15 protein-coding genes are annotated in these 15,728 nt (G+C 67.6%); 3 read left to right on the top strand and 12 right to left on the bottom strand.

All coding sequences use genetic code 11. The features are described 5' to 3' along the window. Positions 1 to 29 precede the first annotated feature (29 nt). The 3 genes from fhuE to AC13GF_RS16775 form a co-directional block, all read right to left on the bottom strand. Entirely contained in the window at positions 30 to 2,174 is a 2,145-nt protein-coding gene (fhuE, locus tag AC13GF_RS16785) for a ferric-rhodotorulic acid/ferric-coprogen receptor FhuE (protein ID WP_483005372.1), read from the bottom strand. Between the two features lie 171 nt (positions 2,175 to 2,345). Continuing rightward, positions 2,346 to 2,897, bottom strand: a complete 552-nt coding sequence (locus tag AC13GF_RS16780; RefSeq protein ID WP_483005371.1) for a M23 family metallopeptidase — start codon at positions 2,895 to 2,897, stop codon at positions 2,346 to 2,348. Between the two features lie 11 nt (positions 2,898 to 2,908). Next, on the bottom strand, positions 2,909 to 3,391 hold the full coding sequence (locus AC13GF_RS16775; RefSeq protein WP_019336685.1) for an Lrp/AsnC family transcriptional regulator: 483 nt from the start codon (positions 3,389 to 3,391) through the stop codon (positions 2,909 to 2,911). A gap of 72 nt (positions 3,392 to 3,463) precedes the next feature. On the opposite strand from AC13GF_RS16775, the gene AC13GF_RS16770 reads away from it, so the two are divergent. Beyond that, the gene (locus AC13GF_RS16770) at positions 3,464 to 4,339 is read left to right on the top strand and encodes an EamA family transporter (RefSeq protein WP_483005370.1); all 876 of its coding nucleotides are present in this window, start codon (positions 3,464 to 3,466) and stop codon (positions 4,337 to 4,339) included. A 104-nt stretch (positions 4,340 to 4,443) separates the two neighbouring features. On the opposite strand, the gene AC13GF_RS16765 is transcribed toward AC13GF_RS16770, so the two are convergent. The 4 genes from AC13GF_RS16765 to AC13GF_RS16750 all read right to left on the bottom strand — a co-directional run bounded on the left by AC13GF_RS16765 (position 4,444) and on the right by AC13GF_RS16750 (position 7,729). Further along, positions 4,444 to 5,181: an endonuclease/exonuclease/phosphatase family protein gene (locus tag AC13GF_RS16765; RefSeq protein ID WP_005419292.1), complete on the bottom strand. Its 738-nt coding sequence runs from the start codon at positions 5,179 to 5,181 to the stop codon at positions 4,444 to 4,446. 53 nt (positions 5,182 to 5,234) lie between these two features. Further along, on the bottom strand, positions 5,235 to 6,065 hold the full coding sequence (locus AC13GF_RS16760; RefSeq protein ID WP_483005369.1) for a thiol:disulfide interchange protein DsbA/DsbL: 831 nt from the start codon (positions 6,063 to 6,065) through the stop codon (positions 5,235 to 5,237). Between the two features lie 106 nt (positions 6,066 to 6,171). Further along, positions 6,172 to 6,822 (bottom strand): thiol:disulfide interchange protein DsbA/DsbL, encoded by a 651-nt coding sequence (locus AC13GF_RS16755; RefSeq protein WP_180867877.1) that lies wholly within the window; start codon positions 6,820 to 6,822, stop codon positions 6,172 to 6,174. 106 nt (positions 6,823 to 6,928) lie between these two features. Continuing rightward, positions 6,929 to 7,729, bottom strand: a complete 801-nt coding sequence (locus AC13GF_RS16750; protein ID WP_180867879.1) for a c-type cytochrome — start codon at positions 7,727 to 7,729, stop codon at positions 6,929 to 6,931. A gap of 156 nt (positions 7,730 to 7,885) precedes the next feature. On the opposite strand from AC13GF_RS16750, the gene yihA reads away from it, so the two are divergent. After that, a complete protein-coding gene (gene yihA, locus AC13GF_RS16745; RefSeq protein ID WP_005411022.1) occupies positions 7,886 to 8,488 on the top strand; it encodes a ribosome biogenesis GTP-binding protein YihA/YsxC in 603 nt (200 codons plus the stop codon). 91 nt (positions 8,489 to 8,579) lie between these two features. Here yihA and AC13GF_RS16740 read toward each other — a convergent pair whose 3' ends face one another. The 3 genes from AC13GF_RS16740 to AC13GF_RS16730 form a co-directional block, all read right to left on the bottom strand. Then, entirely contained in the window at positions 8,580 to 9,551 is a 972-nt protein-coding gene (locus AC13GF_RS16740; protein WP_483005368.1) for an MBL fold metallo-hydrolase, read from the bottom strand. Between the two features lie 622 nt (positions 9,552 to 10,173). Beyond that, positions 10,174 to 10,998, bottom strand: a complete 825-nt coding sequence (locus AC13GF_RS16735; protein ID WP_483005367.1) for a helix-turn-helix transcriptional regulator — start codon at positions 10,996 to 10,998, stop codon at positions 10,174 to 10,176. Beyond that, entirely contained in the window at positions 10,995 to 11,699 is a 705-nt protein-coding gene (locus AC13GF_RS16730) for a VIT1/CCC1 transporter family protein (RefSeq protein ID WP_049421856.1), read from the bottom strand. The genes AC13GF_RS16735 and AC13GF_RS16730 overlap by 4 nt, the downstream gene beginning before the upstream one ends. Positions 11,700 to 11,851: 152 nt before the next feature. On the opposite strand from AC13GF_RS16730, the gene AC13GF_RS16725 reads away from it, so the two are divergent. Then, positions 11,852 to 13,216: a glutamate--cysteine ligase gene (locus AC13GF_RS16725; protein ID WP_483005366.1), complete on the top strand. Its 1,365-nt coding sequence runs from the start codon at positions 11,852 to 11,854 to the stop codon at positions 13,214 to 13,216. Positions 13,217 to 13,293: 77 nt separating this feature from the next. On the opposite strand, the gene AC13GF_RS16720 is transcribed toward AC13GF_RS16725, so the two are convergent. Both AC13GF_RS16720 and AC13GF_RS16715 read right to left on the bottom strand, forming a co-directional pair. Beyond that, entirely contained in the window at positions 13,294 to 14,550 is a 1,257-nt protein-coding gene (locus AC13GF_RS16720; RefSeq protein ID WP_483005365.1) for an NnrS family protein, read from the bottom strand. A 92-nt stretch (positions 14,551 to 14,642) separates the two neighbouring features. Beyond that, on the bottom strand, positions 14,643 to 15,701 hold the full coding sequence (locus AC13GF_RS16715) for an NAD(P)-dependent alcohol dehydrogenase (RefSeq protein WP_142806735.1): 1,059 nt from the start codon (positions 15,699 to 15,701) through the stop codon (positions 14,643 to 14,645). Positions 15,702 to 15,728 lie beyond the last annotated feature (27 nt).

The following is a 15,728-nucleotide window of genomic DNA, read 5'->3' as shown; positions in this document are numbered from 1 at the left end:
ATGACGCGACTCTACAGGAGCCGGTTACATCAGAACGCCCAGGTGAACGTCAGCGAGCCATTGCGGCCGTCGCCATAGGCACCGTAGCCGGTGATCTGCGAGTAGTACTTCTTGTCCAGCAGGTTGTTGAGGTTGGCCTGCACGCTGAACTCCGGCGAGATGCGGTAGCGCACGAAGGCACTGACCAGCGCATAGCCTTCCTGTTCGAAGCGACCCACCACCGGTGCGGAGTAGTAGATGCGGTTCTGCCAGTTGGCACCACCGCCGACGGTCAGCGCCTGCAGCGACTGCGGGGTATAGCTGGTGAACAGCTTCAACGCGGTCTGCGGCAGGTTGGTGTTGATGTCGGCGCCGTTGATGTCCTTGGCCACGTAACGCGAAGCACCGAAGGTCGCGTTCCAGCCCGGTGCCAGTTCGCCATTCACTTCGAACTCGAAGCCACGGCTGACGGTACCGCGTGCAGCGATGAAGGCGGTTTCGTTCAACTGCCCGTCAACCTTGTCCATGGTTGCCTGGCCAACGTTGTCCTGCTCGATGCGGAACACTGCCACGGATGCATTCAGTCGGTTGTCGAACCACGCACCCTTGACGCCTACTTCGTAGCTCTTGCCATCGACCGGATCGAGGTAGCTGCCCTGCTTGTTGCGCAGCGTCTGCGGCTGGAAGATCTCGGTATAGCTGGCGTAGGCGGAGTAGGTATCGTTGATGTCGTAGACCAGGCCGGCATACGGCGTGGTCACTTTGTGCGAGCGGTCGTTGCCTTCGTCTTCGCTCTTCCAGTCGGTGTAGCGCGCGCCGATGATCAGCTTCAACGGATCGGCCAGCGACAGGCGCGCGGCGGCATAGCCGGCCTTCTGGGTGATGGTGCCCTGGCTGGCCAGCTTCAGCGGTCGCCAGTTCGGCTGCGGGAAATCACCGGTCCAGCCGAAGTAGCTGGCCAGCGGCAGGTACTGGGCATTGGGATCGGTGGAATCCGGCTGGAAGTCACCGTAGTTGGTGAATTCGCGCTTGTTGTAGCTCAGGCCGGCCATGAACTGGTGTTCGCGGCCGAACAGCTGGAATGGGCCGTCGATGTAACCGTCGATACCATCGACCTTGCGCTCGGTGTTGTAGAAGCCGGCCATCGGCGTGATGCCGGCGCCCGTGGTCTTGTTGAACGCGGTGTAGGCCGGATAGAACAGCTTGTCGTCGGCCTTGGTGCGGTCATGGGTGGCGCCGATCTTGAACTTCCAGCCGTTGCTGAAGGCATGCTGCAGGGTGGCGAACGCACGCTTGCTGGTGGTGTCCCAGTAGGTCCAGTCCGGCGACGGATTGAACGAGGTCGGATAGTTCGTCGGGCTGCCATCGGCGTACCACATCGGGAAGCCGCCCCAGGTCGCGCCATTGGCGCGCTTCTGCTGGTAGTCGTAGCCCACGCTCAACTGCGTATCCGGGGTCAGGTCGGCGTCGATGACGGCGTAGCCCAGCGTCTTGCGCTGGTTGTAGCGGTCCATCTGGCCATCGGTGTCCAGGTAGCTGCCGATGACCCGTCCGCGCACGCTGCCGCTGGCGTTGAGCGCGCTGCCCACGTCCACGGTGGTGCGGGTGCGGCCCCAGCTGCCGACGTTCACCGAGACGCTGCCGGTCAATTCGGCGCTGTCGGCATGCTTGCGCACCAGATTCACCGACGCCGACGGATTGCCGGCACCGCTGAGCAGGCCGGTCGCGCCGCGCACCACTTCAACGCGGTCATACAGCGCCAGGTCCAGGCCGGAATCACCGTAGCTCCAGTTCTGCACCATCTGCGTCGGCAGGCCATCGAACTGGTAGGCATCGATGTAGAAGCCGCGCGCGTAGAACTCGGTGCGCTCGCTGTCGGACTGGGTGCTGGTCACGCCGGTGGTATTGGCCAGCACGTCGATGATGTCGTCCAGCTTCTGATCTTCGATGCGCTGGTGGCTGATGATGCTGATCGACTGCGGAATCTCGCGCGGCGCCAGATCGAAGCGGGTACCGGCCGAGGTGCGGCGCACCGAGTAGCCTTCGGCGCGTTCGCCCTTGACGACGACCTTGTCCAGCGTAGTCGGGTCGGCGGCGGTGTCGGCGAAGGCGGCTGGGGCCACGGCGCAGAGAACGGCAAGCACGGCAACGGACAGCCGCTGTGGCTGCGGGGTACGGAAGGCGGGACGGGTCATGGGGGTCCTGGACGAGCACACGCGGTCGGCCGTCATCCAGGAGGCGATGCGCTAGGGGTGGGGAAAGGACGGGCAGGCCGTCCTGGCACCACCGGAAACGAAAGAAATGGTAATACGAACTATTCCTATTTACAAATCATGAACAGATCGGTCCGCGGGTGCGCAATGGTGTCAGCGCAGCAGTGGCAGCGGGTCGCGGGCGCCGTCGGCGCCGTAGATGCCCCAGTGCAGGTTCGGCGGCGTGCCCTTGGCGTTGCCGCTGTCGCCAACATGACCGAGAAGGTCTCCTGCCTGGACCACCTGGCCGCGTGCCAGGCCGTCGGCCCAGTCCTCCAGATGCGCGTAGTAGTAGCGTTCGCGCCCGGGCCCGATCACCCACACCTGGCGGCCGCCGAGCCCGCGCTCGCTGACATCCGCGATGACGCCGGCAGTGACGCTGCGCACTGGTGTGCCGCGCTTGGCGAAGATGTCGATGCCGGCGTGGGAGCGGTCACGGCCACGTGGCGCGCCGAAAGTATCGGTGATCTGGCGTGGCCGCACGCCGTCCACCGGCACCGGCAGTTGCGTGGCCGGCGGCATACGAGAGAGTGTCCACAGCAGTTTCGGTGCAGCGGCCCATGGGCTGTTCCACAGCGCCATCGCGGCGACGATGGCGATGACCAGCCACAGGCCGAGCAGCAACCAGCGGCGCTGGCGAAGGGCGGGAGGGGGCGGTGTACTCATGGTCTCCGATGCTACAGAACCGGCAGCAGCGGGACCTCGAAACTCCGCTTCAACGTGCCCAGTGCCACCGAGGTGCGGAAGCGCTCGATGTTGTCATCGCCACCGAACAAGCGCTCGGTGATCGCCTCGTACTCCTCCATCGACGCCGCCGAAAGCAGCAGCAGGAAATCGCCATCGCCGGTGATCGAGTAGCACTGCTGCACGGCGGGGTCCTCCTGCACGCGGCGCTTGAACGGCGCCACGCGTTCGCGCTGTTCGCTGACCACGCGCACCTCGACGATGATGGTCAGCGGTCGCCCGACCTTGGCGGCGGCGACCACTGCCACATTGGCCGCGATTACGCCGCTGTCCTGCAGTCGCTTGATGCGGCGCTGCACGGCCGGGGTGGACAGGTGCACGGCCTCGGCGATTTCGCGCTGTGGCAGGGTGTTGTCCCGCTGCAGCAGGTCGAGGATGGCGCGGTCGAAGCTGTCGAGCACGGGGGCGGTGGCCATGGCGAGCAGAAGTTGCACGAACGGGCTGTCAATTGAGCCAAGTGCTCGGCGCCGGCGCAATAGACTTCGCATATGCAGACCTCACGACTCGCGCCGATGTTGCCGGCGCTGGCGGTGCTCGGCTCGGTCACCTCGCTGGCCATCGGCACCTCCTACGCAAAACACCTGTTCCCGCTGATCGGTGCCCAGGGCACCAGCGCGCTGCGCGTGGGCTTCTCGGCGCTGTTGCTGCTGCTGTTCTGGCGGCCATGGCGCTGGAAGACCAGCCGCGTGGATGCGATCACCATCCTGCGCTACGGGCTCACCCTGGGCCTGATGAACCTGCTGTTCTACATGGCCCTGCGCACGATTCCGTTCGGCATCGCGGTGGCCATCGAGTTCACCGGGCCGCTGACGGTGGCGATGCTGTCGTCACGACGCCCCATCGATTTCGTCTGGGTGGGCTGTGCTGTGGTCGGGCTGTTGCTGCTGCTGCCGTTGGGCGGCGGCCCGGCGCTGGACCCGGCCGGCGTGCTGTACGCGATGGGCGCGGCGGCGTGCTGGGGCCTGTACATCGTGTTCGGCAAGCGTGCAGGCCACCTGCACGCCGGGCATTCGGTGTCGCTGGGGCTGCTGGCGGCCTCGCTGGTGGTGGTACCGGTGGGCGTGGTGCATGCCGGTGCCGCGCTGCTCGATCCGAAGATCCTGGCGGCCGGCCTGCTGGTGGCGCTGGTCTCCAGCGCGATCCCGATGTCGCTGGAGATGATGGCGCTCAAGCGCCTGCCGAAAGAGACGTTCGGCATCCTGATCAGCATGGAACCGGCGGTGGCCGCGCTGTGGGCGATGCTGCTGCTGCACGAGCACCTGCATGGATTGCAGTGGCTGGCGATCGGCTGCACGGTGCTGGCCTCGGTGGGCAGCACGATGACCGCGCGGCGGTTGAAGGTGCCGGTGGCGCAGGCCGGGTAGCGCCGGGCCATGCCCGGCGGAGAGCGTGCGGACCAACGGTCCGCACCCACCAGAGCGGCTGTCCGCACCCACCAGAGCGGCTGTCCGCACCTACCAGGGGCGGGTCAGCGCAGGGCGTCGGCCGGGACGTCGATCTGCATCGCCAGGGCGAGGTGATCGGAGAACGCGGCCGGTACGGCTTCCACGGTACGGGTCTGCAGGCCGCTGCTGACCAGGATGTGGTCGATGGCGCGGTCGGGGCGCCAGCTGGGGAAGGTCGGCACGATGCAGCCCGGGGGCTGCAGCCGGGTCTTCTGGTACAGCACCTGCATTTCCGGGCGCTCGGCCAGGCAGTTGAAGTCACCCATCAATACGGCGTTGGGGTGGTCGGACAGCAGCTCGGCAATGAAGCCCAGCTGTGACATCCGCGAGCCCGCACCGAGTGAAAGATGGGCCACCGCCACCGCCAGGCCATCGGCACCGTCGCCGAACTTGGCCAGCAGCACGCCGCGCCCGCCGATGCGGCCGGGCAGGGCGTGGTCCTGCACTTCCACCGGTTCCAGCTTGCTCAGCAGGCCATTGGCGCTGGACGCGACCCCGCCCATGCGCCGGTTCGGCTGGTGGCTCCAGTAGTTGAAGCCGGCACGCTGGGCCAGGTAGTGGGTCTGGTTGGTGAAGCCCGAGCGCAGGCTGCCCGGGTCGGCCTCCTGCAGGCCGACGATGTCATGTTCGCGCGCCAGGGTGGCGATCGCGTCCAGGCTGCTGCGCTTGCGACCCGCCGGCAGCGCATGTGACCAGCTGCGGGTCACATAGTCGCTGTAGCGGCGGGTACTTGAGCCGGCCTGGATGTTGGCCGTCAGCAAGCGCAGGGTCCGTGTACGGGGGGAATTCACGGCCGGGAAACGCTTCTCTTGGATCAGTGAGCCTGGGCCGCACCGCGTTCGCGGGCGATCAGGTGGTCGGCAATGCGCAGCATGTCCGGGAAGCTCTTGCCCTTCACCAGGTACTTGCCGTTGACGATGATCGACGGGGTGCCGCTGATCTGGCTGCGCTGGGCGAACTGCTTGGCCGAGTTGGTCTTGGCATTCACCGCGAAGCTGCCCATGGTGGCGGCAAACTGCTTCGGATCCACGCCGTAGGTACCGTAGAACTTGGCGATGTCGTCAACCGAATCGGTGCCGCGCTCGCCCTTCAGGGTCTTCTGCGAATGGATGGCAGCGTACAGGGCTTCGTGGGTCTTCTCCTGCACGCCCAGGGTCTGCGCGGCGTAGAAGGCACGGGCGTAGTTGTCCCAGGTGCCACCGAACATGGCCGGCACGTAGACGAAGTTCACATCGCTCGGCAGGCCGGCCTTCCACGGGCCGACCAGCGGCTGGAACGCGGCGCAGGCCGGGCAGACGTAGCCGAAGATCTCGGTCACTTCGATCTTGCCGGCGGCCGGCTGGAACGGCTGGCCGTTCGGGATCACCTGGTAGTCGGCGCCTTCCACCGGGGCCGGGCCGGTCAGTGCGGCGGTGGTCGGGGCCGGTGCGGCGGCCGGGGCGGCTTCAGCCGCGGCCTTCTCGCCTTCGGCTGCGGCCGGGGCGGCGCCTTCGGTACCTGCGGCCGGAGCGGCCGGTTCGGTGGTCGCCGGAGCTGCAGCCGGTTCGGCCGGGGCTGCGGTGGTGTTGGTGCTGCCGTCGTCGGCCTTGCAGGCGGCCAGGATCGGCAGCAGCGCTGCGAGGGCGAGGGCGTAACGGATCTTCATGGAAACGTCTCCAGCATCTGGAATGGTGGGGCCGGCGTCATGCGCCGGCCAGGGGGAAATGATGACACGCGGCGGCGACAGCGCCGTGTCGGTGGTGGGTGTTGGTTCAGCGGCCGCGGGCGGCGCGGGCCTGGGCGATCAGCGCCGAGGCGATGCGCAGCTGGTCGTCGAAGCTGTCGCCACGGACCAGGTACTGGCCGTTGATGATCAGCGCCGGGGTCCCCGGGATCTTGGTGCGCTGGGCGAACGCGCGGGCGGCATCGACCTTCTTCTGTACGGCATCGCCGCGCAGGGCCAGCAGGTAACGGTCCGGGGTCACGCCGTAGGCCTTGTAGAAGGTGGCGAGCTCATCGGCCGAGATGTTCTGCATCGGCAGCGAGCCGTCCTGGTGCAGGGCCTTGAACACGGCGCCATGGCTGCGCTTGGCCACGCCGACTTCGTCGGCGGCGTAGTAGGCCAGGGCCCAGGCGTCCCAGGCGCCGCCGAAGGCCGCCGGAACCGGGGTGAAGCGCACGTCGGCCGGCAGCTTGGCTGCCCAGGCTTCCAGCTGCGGTTCGAAACGGGCGCAGTGCGGGCAGGTGTAGCCGAAGACCTCGACCACCTCGATCTTGCCGGCCAGCGGCTGGAACGGGCCCGGCTGGGCGATGCGCTCGTAGTCTTTGCCCTCGACCAGCGGGGCATTGGCGGGGGTGGCGGCGCAGGCTACCAGCGGCAGCAGCACCAGCACAGACAACAGCAGGCGGGAAATCAACCTCATCGACACGCATCTCCGTTGAAAAAAGCAACGCCGGCGCGGTCGCCGGCGTGAAGGAAACATACCGCAGGCGCGGGCCGGCGTGGCGACCCGGGCCGACCAGTGGTGGTCAGGGGGCGGCAGCCGGTTGTGCCGGCGTGGTGGCAGCGGCCACGTCGTCGGCCTTGTTGTGCAGGCCCTGCAGGTAGCTCGACAGCGCCTGCACCTCCTGTTCGCTCAGCTTCTGCGCAACCGCAGCCATGATCTGGAAGTGCGCCTTGTCGGTCTCGTTGGTCTGGCCGGCCTGGTATTCCTGCAGGCGGCGCGCGACATAGCTGGCGTGCTGGCCACCGATGTGCGGATAGGCCGGGCCAGGATTGCCGGCACCGCTGGGGCCGTGGCAGGCCATGCAGGCTGGCAGGCCGCGCTTGGCGTCACCGCCACGGTACAGCTGCTGGCCGATCTCGTAGAACTTCATGCCCTTGTAGGGGCCGTCGGTGACCGCCGTGTCATCGGCGATGCCGGCGGTGGCCTTCTGCGTGGCAAAGAACGCGCCGATGTCACGCATGTCCTGCGGGGTGAGGTTCTGCACGAACGGCACCATCGCCACCGCCGCGCCGGAACTGCGCTGGCCGTTGGCGATCAGGGCCATCTGCTGGGCGACGTAGCGTTCGCTCTGGCCGGCGATGGACGGGTACATCTCCACCGTGGAGTTGCCGTCGGCGCCATGGCAGGCCGCGCAGGCCGAGGCCTTGGTCTGGCCGGCCTTGGCATCGCCCCAGTGGGTCTTGCTGAAATCCACCTCCAGCGAGGCGGTGTTGATCGGCCCGTTGTCGGGCAGCGGGGTCAACGTGGTCTGCGCGAACGCAGCAGCGGCAACGACTACAGCAGTGGCAAGGGCGGATACGGCAAGAACGCGAGCGTGGCGCATGCTAAAGCTCCGTATGGACCGGGCCGGGCGGTGGCTGCCGGCATCGCCCGGATTATCAACGCCGTTTCCGCACACGGTCAACGCAGCAGTGCAGCAAAATGCCCGCAAAGGCCGCCGGCACGGGCGCGCGGCGCCGCAACATGCGATCCTAGGCACATGTCATTGCTCATCGAACGCGCCCGTTACCACCTTTCGGCCCACAACGTGCGGCAGCTGCCGCCCGACGAAGGGGCCGAAGTGGCCTTCGCCGGCCGCTCCAACGCCGGCAAGTCCAGTGCGCTCAACGCGCTGACCCGCCAGAACGCCCTGGCCCGTGTCTCCAAGACCCCCGGCCGTACCCAGCAGCTGGTGTTCTTCCAGGTCACCCCGGAAGCGCATCTGGTCGACCTGCCCGGTTACGGCTATGCCAAGGTGCCGCTGGACCTGCAGGCGCACTGGCAGGCCTTCATCGACAAGTATTTCCGCACCCGCGAAGCCCTGAAGGGCCTGGTGGTGGTGATGGACATCCGCCATCCGCTGAAGGACTACGACCGGCAGATGCTGTCCTACGCCGTGCAGCGTGGCCTGCCGGCGCACGCGCTGCTGACCAAGGCCGACAAGCTCAGCCGCAGCCAGCAGATGCAGTCCCTGCAGAAGGTGCGCAAGGAACTGCAATCGGCCTACGGCGACAGCGTCAGCGTGCAGGTGTTCTCCGGCGAAGACCGTACCGGCGTGGACGAAGCCCGCGGCGTGATCGGCGGCTGGCTGGGGCTGGAATAAGGCATTTACGGTCGCCCGGCTGGCAGCCGGGCGCTACCGGGCAGCCGGGCGCTACCCGATCGGGTGGGTGCCGACCTTGGTCGGCACACCCTCACAACGGCGAATACTCCGTCGGCACCCACGCGTAGGCCTGGCCCTCGCCACGCACATGGCCCAGGCCGGGGAACGGCAGGTGCGCACCGGCCACCCACCAGCCGTTGGCGGTGGCCTGCTGCAGCAGCCCGCGACGGCTGGCGATGGCCGCCTTGCGGTCCGAATCCGCCTCGAATGCCGCCTCCGGGTGCGCGAACTGCACCGCATGGAAGTGCAGCACATCACCCCATACCAGCAGCGACTGACCCTGGCTGTCGAACCGGTAAGAGACATGGCCGGGCGTATGGCCATGGGTGTCCATCGCCACCGCGCCACCGGGCAGGACATCGCCGGGACTGAAGGTACGCAGGTGGCCGCTGGCCTGGTACGGCGCTACCGCATTGCGCGCCAGCGGGAAGGCGAAGCGCACGCCCTTCGGCGCGGTGGCCTCGCTGGCCGGGCTGAGCCAGTAATCGGCATCCGCCTTGGACAGCCACACCGTGGCATTCGGGTAGGCCGGCTTGCCCTGCGCATCGAGCACACCGCACAGGTGGTCCGGATGGGCGTGGGTCAGCAGCACCTCGTCCACCTCGGCCGGGTCCACGCCGGAGGCGCGCAGGTTGCCCAGCACCTGGCCCAGGCCGGGGCCGAAGCACTGCGCGGTGCCGGTGTCGACCAGGGTCAGGTGGTTGCCCTGGCGGATCAGGAACGCGTTGATCGCGGTCTGCAGGCCCTTCTTGTCTTCCGGCACGTAACGGCCTTCCAGCAGGCGGCTGACCAGCGTCGGCGGCACGTCCACCACTTCCTGCCGGCCCAGCGCGACCACGCCGTCGAACAGGGCGGTGACCTGCAGGGCGCCGATGCGCTGGTGATAGACACCAGGCACCTGCTGGGTGGGGGCGGGCGAAGTGACCTCGGCCAGCGCGGCCAGCGGCAGGGACGACAGAGCCAGCAGCAGGGCGCCGCGCAGCGGCAGGGGACGCAGGGTCATGATGGTTCTCGATGGACGACGGGCGGTTCCGTTGCCGCATAGCGTGCCGTGGCCGACGTGTGCGCGGCGCTCAAACCACTACGCGGAATGCTCAGGGAAGGGGGGTGTCTGCAGGGCTGCGCCCTGCACCCGCAGAGGCAAGGGCAACAGCCAAAGCAACGTCAAAAGCTGGTTTCCTGTGGGATGGCGGGGTGGGTCCGGTTGCGGGGGACGCTGCAAGTACGTCCATGTAAGCTCGGTCGCCGCATCCATGCGGCTCACGCCCCCGCAACCGGACCCACCCCGCCTTCGACAGTTTTCCGCGATCTGTCAGCTCGTGGGGTCAGATCCGTTTTCCAGAGGAAAACGGATCTGACCCCGGAGTTTCATTCGATATCTGACAGATGTGTCGACCAAGGTCGACACCTACCAACAGCTGCAGAAATCTGTCAGAGGTGGGGCGGTGTGGGTGGGCAGGACCGTTGGCGCCATGGATGGCGCCATCGAGCCCCCAGGGACGGGTTTACGGCGTGTCCTGCCCACCCACACCGCCCCGCCATCCCACGGATAGCCGCTGTTGCTGTTGCTTTCGCTGTTGCCGTTGCCTCTGCAGGTGCAGGGCTGCAAGCCCTGCCGAACCCCCTCAAATGTCTGTGGGAGCCAGTCCGTACTGCTCGGCGAAGCGCTTGCTGAAACTCGCCACAGACCGGTAACCCACGCGTGCGGCCACGGTCTTCAACGGCAGGTCGGTGGTGTAGAGCAGCTGCATGCCATGCGCCAGCCGTGCCTCGGTGAGCAGCTGGCGCAGGCTGGTGTCCTCGGCGGCGAGACGACGACGCAGGGTTGCACCGCTCAGTGCGAACTGCTCTTCCACATCGCGTGATTGCCAATCGCGTGCCGGTTCGGCCGCGATGCGGTCGCGGATCTGTTCGCCCAGGCTCGGTGCCTGTGGCAGCAGCAGGTTGCCGTGGCCCTGCCGGCACAGGGTCAGTACCAGCGAGGCCAGGGCCAATCGTGCCTCGCTGTAGCGGCCGTCCTGCAGCGATTGCCGCCACTGGCGCAGCACTGTGCCATGGTCGATCAACGGCAGTCGCGCCATCGCCTGGCCCGCGGCGGGAAGCTCCTCGCTCCACAGCGTGCGTGCGGCTGCCAGCACTTCGGCACACAGCGGCACGATGGCGCTGAGGTAACGGCCGCTGCGTGGGTCGGGGCTGTTGACCACGTCGATGCGGCAGCGCTGGGTCAGCAGCAGGATGTCGCCGGGGACGAACTCCAGCGACTGGTGTGCGGTACGCACCTGCTTGCGGCCTTCCAGCAGGATCGCGAACTGCGGTTGCGGAATCTCCACCGAGCTGGCGCCATGCTCGCGACGTGCGGTGATGCAGGCATAACCTTCGGCGCGTGCGCAGCCGGCCAGGCTGGCCATCTCGGCCAGCAGTGCGGTGGCCGGGGGCAGCATGGCGGTCATGTCACGTGTGCGCCGAGCAGGCGACCGACGCCGGCGGCCGCGGCCATCGCCAACGCGCCCCAGAACATCACCCGGATCGCGCCGCGTACCGGCGGTGCGCCGCCGGCCTGGGCCGCCATCGCGCCGGTCAGGCACAGGCCGAGCAGGGTGCTGGCGGTGGTCATCATCGCGACCTTGTCGACCGGTGCGAGCAGCGCGGTCAGCACCGGCAGTGCCGCACCGCAGGTGAAGGCGCCGGCCGAGGCCAGCGCTGCCTGCAGCGGGCGGGCGCGCAGGGTATCGGTGATGCCCAGCTCGTCGCGGGCGTGGGCGCCCAGTGCGTCGTGGGCGGTGAGCTGTTCGGCCACCTGCCGTGCCAGCGCCGGCTCCAGGCCACGGTGGCGGTAGATCGCGGTCAGCTCTTCCAGCTCGCTGTGCGGATCTTCGTGCAGTTCGCGCTTTTCCATCGCCAGGTCGGCGTCTTCGGTGTCGGCCTGGGTCTGTACCGAGACATACTCGCCGGCAGCCATCGACATCGCGCCGGCCACGGTGCCGGCCACGCCGGTGGCCAGAATGGTCGCAGCGGAGGCACCGCTGGCGGCCACGCCGACCACCAGCCCTGCCACCGAGACAATGCCATCGTTGGCGCCCAGCACGGCGGCACGCAGCCAGCCGACGCGCTCGGAGCGGTGCAGTTCGGGGTGTCGTGAGTGGCGGCTCATGCCCCCGAGTGTACGAGGGTCAAGAGGGCGTCGGTAGGATGCTGAAAACCGTCTCCGTCGCATGACGCAACGGGTCGCCACGCTATAGTGCGCCCTTGCGATGGAAGGCTCCGAGCCCCACATCCCCCGCCACCGTCCAGCGAGCCTTCCCCTTGTCGAGCCCCAGCCACGTCGCCGATACACCCATTACCGACCGCTCGCAGCTGGTGGAGGTGATTGCCTCCGGCGAGAAGCCCCGCGCGCAGTGGCGCATCGGCACCGAGCACGAGAAGTTCGGGTTCCGCCTGGATGACCTGCGCCCGCCGACCTTTGAAGGCGAGCGCGGCATCGAAGCGCTGCTCAACGGCCTGGTCCGCTTCGGCTGGGAGCCGGTGCAGGAGAATGGCAACACGATCGCCCTGCTGCGCGATGGCGCCTCGGTGACGCTGGAACCGGCCGGTCAGTTGGAACTGTCCGGAGCGGCGCTGGAGACCATCCACCAGACCTGCGTGGAGACCGGCACCCACCTCAATGAAGTGGCGCAGGTGGCCGGCGAACTGCAGCTGGGTTTCCTCGGCATGGGCTTCCAGCCGAAGTGGAAGCGCGACGAGATGCCGTGGATGCCCAAGGGCCGCTACAAGATCATGCGCTCGTATATGCCCAAGGTCGGATCGCTCGGCCTGGACATGATGACCCGCACCTGCACGGTGCAGGTGAACCTGGACTACGCCACCGAAGCGGACATGGTGAAGAAGTTCCGCGTGTCGCTGGCGCTGCAGCCGATCGCCACCGCGCTGTTCGCCGATTCGCCCTTCACCGAAGGCAAGCCGAACGGCTACCTGAGCTACCGCTCGCACATCTGGACCGACACCGATGCTGACCGCACCGGCATGCTCGACTTCGTGTTCGAGGATGGCTTCGGTTACGAGCGCTATGTCGATTACCTGCTCGACGTGCCGATGTATTTCTCCTACCGCGACGGCATCTACCACGATGCCAGCGGGCAGAGCTTCCGCGATTTCATGCAGGCCAAGTTGCCGGTGCTGCCGGGTGCGGTGCCGACGCTGCGCGACTGGTCGGACCACATGACCACCGCGTTCCCGGAAGTGCGTTTGAAGAAGTACCTGGAAATGCGCGGCGCCGACGGCGGCCCGTGGAGCCGCCTGTGTGCGCTGCCGGCGTTCTGGGTGGGCCTGCTGTACGACGACACCGCACTGGATGCCGCCTGGGACCTGGTGCGTGACTTCACCCTGACCGAGCGCCATGCACTGCGCGACGGCGTGCCGAAGCATGCGATGAACCTGCCGTTCCGTAATGGCAGCGTGCGCGACCTGGCCCGCGAAGCGGTGAAGATTTCCGTTGAAGGCCTCAAGCGCCGCGCGGCGCGCAATGCCGACGGCCAGGACGAGAGCAAGTTCCTGGACGTGCTGCAGGAGATCGTCGAGTCCGGCCTGACCCCGGCCGAGCGCAAGCTGGCGCTGTTCCATGGCCGCTGGCACGGCGACGTCGATCCGGTGTTCCGCGAGTTCGCGTACTGAGTGGATTGTTCGGGATGCCGGGCATGGCCCGGCGCTACCGATGAGGGCTGCGTGCCGGGTCATGCCCGGCGTTGATGTCAGCCCGGCTTGCCGTCGCGCCGTGGGCTCAGGTAGATCCAGCCCAGCCGCGCCACCCACGGCGCCAAGGCCAGCAACCAGCCGATGGCAGCGGCGAAATACCAGGCATAGGCGTCGGGCATCAGCTCGGCAACGATGCGCATGATCGCCACCGCCTGCAGCGCGACGAACGCAAACCAGGCCACTGCCGGCATCACCAGCGGTCGCCCGGAATGGCCCTGGGTGACCCGGGTCACCATCGCCACCAGCAGGCTGCCGAACAGCCCCACGGCAAGAGCATGCAGCGGCGCGCGGCCGAGCAGCTGCGGATGGCCGAGCATCTGGCCGATGTCCTGCAGCAGATACAACGCGAAGCTGATCGGCAGCCACGCCAGCGCCAGGAACAAAGCGGCAAGCAGGCCCGGCATCGGCCCGCGTGGCCACCAGTGCCATAGCGCCTGCAGAGACAACACCAGCAGTGGCGCATCGGCAAGCCACAGCGCGTTATCGACCTGCAACGCACTCAACAGCAGGCGCAGCATCAGCAGCGCCCACATCGCGGCCAGCCAGCGCAGCGGCCGCCACGCCACATAGCCGTCCACCACGTTGTTGGCGAAGAACGGGATCATCCGGTGCGCGACGGTGAGGTAGACCGGCAGCAGCAGGCCGAACGTGCCGAGTGCCACAGTGACCGGCATCAGCGTGGCGTGGCCGCGCACCACCGCCATGAACAGCAGCAGCCCCAGCCACCCCAGCAGCAGTGCGGCATAGCAGGCGCGCGCATGCCAGTTGCGGTTGGGGCCGGCGGCCTTGAGCACGCGTCCCAGCACGATCAACCCGGCGCTCCAGCCGGCCAGTGCCAGCAGCAGGCCGGGCCACAGCCCGGGTGTCCAGCCGCAGGCGGCGGCAATCAGCAGCGCCTGCCCGCCAAACAGCCCGATGCCGACCGGCGCATAACGGCTGCGTGGCAGCTCGGGTTGCCCCATCCAGCGCGGGAACACGGTGAGCAGGAAGCCGAAGATGAAACTGGGCAACACCAGGTACTGCATCAGCAGCGCGTGCAGCCAGGCCGGTGGCAGCGGCGGTGGCTGCGGCGTCCACAGCCCGCGCAATGCGCCCAGCCACAGCGCCCACCAGAGCATGGCCAGCAGCAGGTTGCTGGCGCCGATGAAGAACAGCAGCCGATGCGGCGCACGCATCAGCATCGCAGGGGAGGGCAGGCGGGCCATGCGGCGAGTCTGCGCCAGGGCGGTGGCCGCTTCCTTGACCTTCGTCATGCCCAATGCGTCGGTCGTGCCGGCCAGCGGCCGGCGCGACCAAAAAGAAACCCCGGCAGTGCCGGGGTTCTTCGTTCACCGTCGCCGATCGATCAGGCGGCGTTCTTCATCGTCGCCATGTCGATCACGAAGCGGTAGCGCACATCGTTCTTCGCCATGCGTTCCCAGGCTTCATTGACGTTCTTGATGTCGATCATCTCGACGTCGCTGACGATGCCGTGCTCGGCACAGAAGTCCATCATTTCCTGGGTTTCGGCCATGCCGCCGATCGCCGAACCGGTCAGGTGCTTGCGGCCGAAGATCACGCTGCCACCGGTCAGCGGCGGGTCCAGTTCGGTCAGCACGCCGACCAGGCACATGGTGGCCTCGCGCTTGAGCAGGCCCATGTACGGGTTGGTGTCATGGCCGACCGGAATGGTGTTGAGCAGGAAGTCGAAGCTGCCGGCGTGGGCCTTCATCTGCGCGGCATCGCGCGAGACCAGCACGTCATCGGCGCCCAGGCGCTTGGCGTCGGCACCCTTTTCCGGCGTGGTGGTGATCATCACCACGTGCGCGCCGAGCGCCTTGGCGAACTTCACGCCCATGTGGCCGAGTCCACCGAGGCCGATCACGCCGACCTTCTGGCCCGGGCCGACCTTCCAGTGGCGCAGCGGCGACCAGGTGGTAATGCCGGCGCACAGCAGCGGCGCGGCCGCCTTCAGGTCGAGGGTCTCGGACACCTTCACCACGAAGCGCTGTTCGACCACCACGTGGTCGGAATAGCCGCCGTAGGTCGGCGCGCCGCTTTCGCGTTCACGGCCGTTGTAGGTCCAGGTCGCGCCTTCGGCACAGTACTGCTCCAGGTCGTGCTCGCAGGCATCGCAATGGCGGCAGGAGTCGACCATGCAGCCGACGCCGGCGTGGTCGCCGACCTTGAAGCGGGTGACGTTGCTGCCGACCTCGGTCACGCGGCCGATGATCTCGTGGCCCGGCACCATCGGGTAGATCGAGCCACCCCAGTCGTCGCGGGCCTGGTGCAGATCGGAGTGGCAGATGCCGCTGTAGAGGATCTCGATGCGCACATCGTCCGGGCCGACCGCGCGGCGTTCGAACTCGTACGGGATCAGCGGGTCGGTATGTGAATGGGCGGCGTAACCACGGGCGAGGGACATGGGGAATCCTTGGCAGGGTTTGTCGAA

This window comes from Stenotrophomonas sp. 22LJNL06-5-1 (assembly GCF_056861455.1).
Note: the sequence above shows the minus strand (reverse complement) of the source record. Positions and strands in the feature narration are given on the sequence as shown.

Bases quoted from the DNA above. Each gene is read 5' to 3' on its own strand.
- fhuE (WP_483005372.1), bottom strand. From the start codon at position 2,174: ATGACCCGTCCCGCCTTCCGTACCCCGCAGCCACAGCGGCTGTCCGTT.
- AC13GF_RS16780 (WP_483005371.1), bottom strand. From the start codon at position 2,897: ATGAGTACACCGCCCCCTCCCGCCCTTCGCCAGCGCCGCTGGTTGCTG.
- AC13GF_RS16775 (WP_019336685.1), bottom strand. From the start codon at position 3,391: ATGGCCACCGCCCCCGTGCTCGACAGCTTCGACCGCGCCATCCTCGAC.
- AC13GF_RS16770 (WP_483005370.1), top strand. From the start codon at position 3,464: ATGCAGACCTCACGACTCGCGCCGATGTTGCCGGCGCTGGCGGTGCTC.
- AC13GF_RS16760 (WP_483005369.1), bottom strand. From the start codon at position 6,065: ATGAAGATCCGTTACGCCCTCGCCCTCGCAGCGCTGCTGCCGATCCTG.
- AC13GF_RS16755 (WP_180867877.1), bottom strand. From the start codon at position 6,822: ATGAGGTTGATTTCCCGCCTGCTGTTGTCTGTGCTGGTGCTGCTGCCG.
- AC13GF_RS16750 (WP_180867879.1), bottom strand. From the start codon at position 7,729: ATGCGCCACGCTCGCGTTCTTGCCGTATCCGCCCTTGCCACTGCTGTA.
- yihA (WP_005411022.1), top strand. From the start codon at position 7,886: ATGTCATTGCTCATCGAACGCGCCCGTTACCACCTTTCGGCCCACAAC.
- AC13GF_RS16740 (WP_483005368.1), bottom strand. From the start codon at position 9,551: ATGACCCTGCGTCCCCTGCCGCTGCGCGGCGCCCTGCTGCTGGCTCTG.
- AC13GF_RS16735 (WP_483005367.1), bottom strand. From the start codon at position 10,998: ATGACCGCCATGCTGCCCCCGGCCACCGCACTGCTGGCCGAGATGGCC.
- AC13GF_RS16730 (WP_049421856.1), bottom strand. From the start codon at position 11,699: ATGAGCCGCCACTCACGACACCCCGAACTGCACCGCTCCGAGCGCGTC.
- AC13GF_RS16720 (WP_483005365.1), bottom strand. From the start codon at position 14,550: ATGACGAAGGTCAAGGAAGCGGCCACCGCCCTGGCGCAGACTCGCCGC.
- AC13GF_RS16715 (WP_142806735.1), bottom strand. From the start codon at position 15,701: ATGTCCCTCGCCCGTGGTTACGCCGCCCATTCACATACCGACCCGCTG.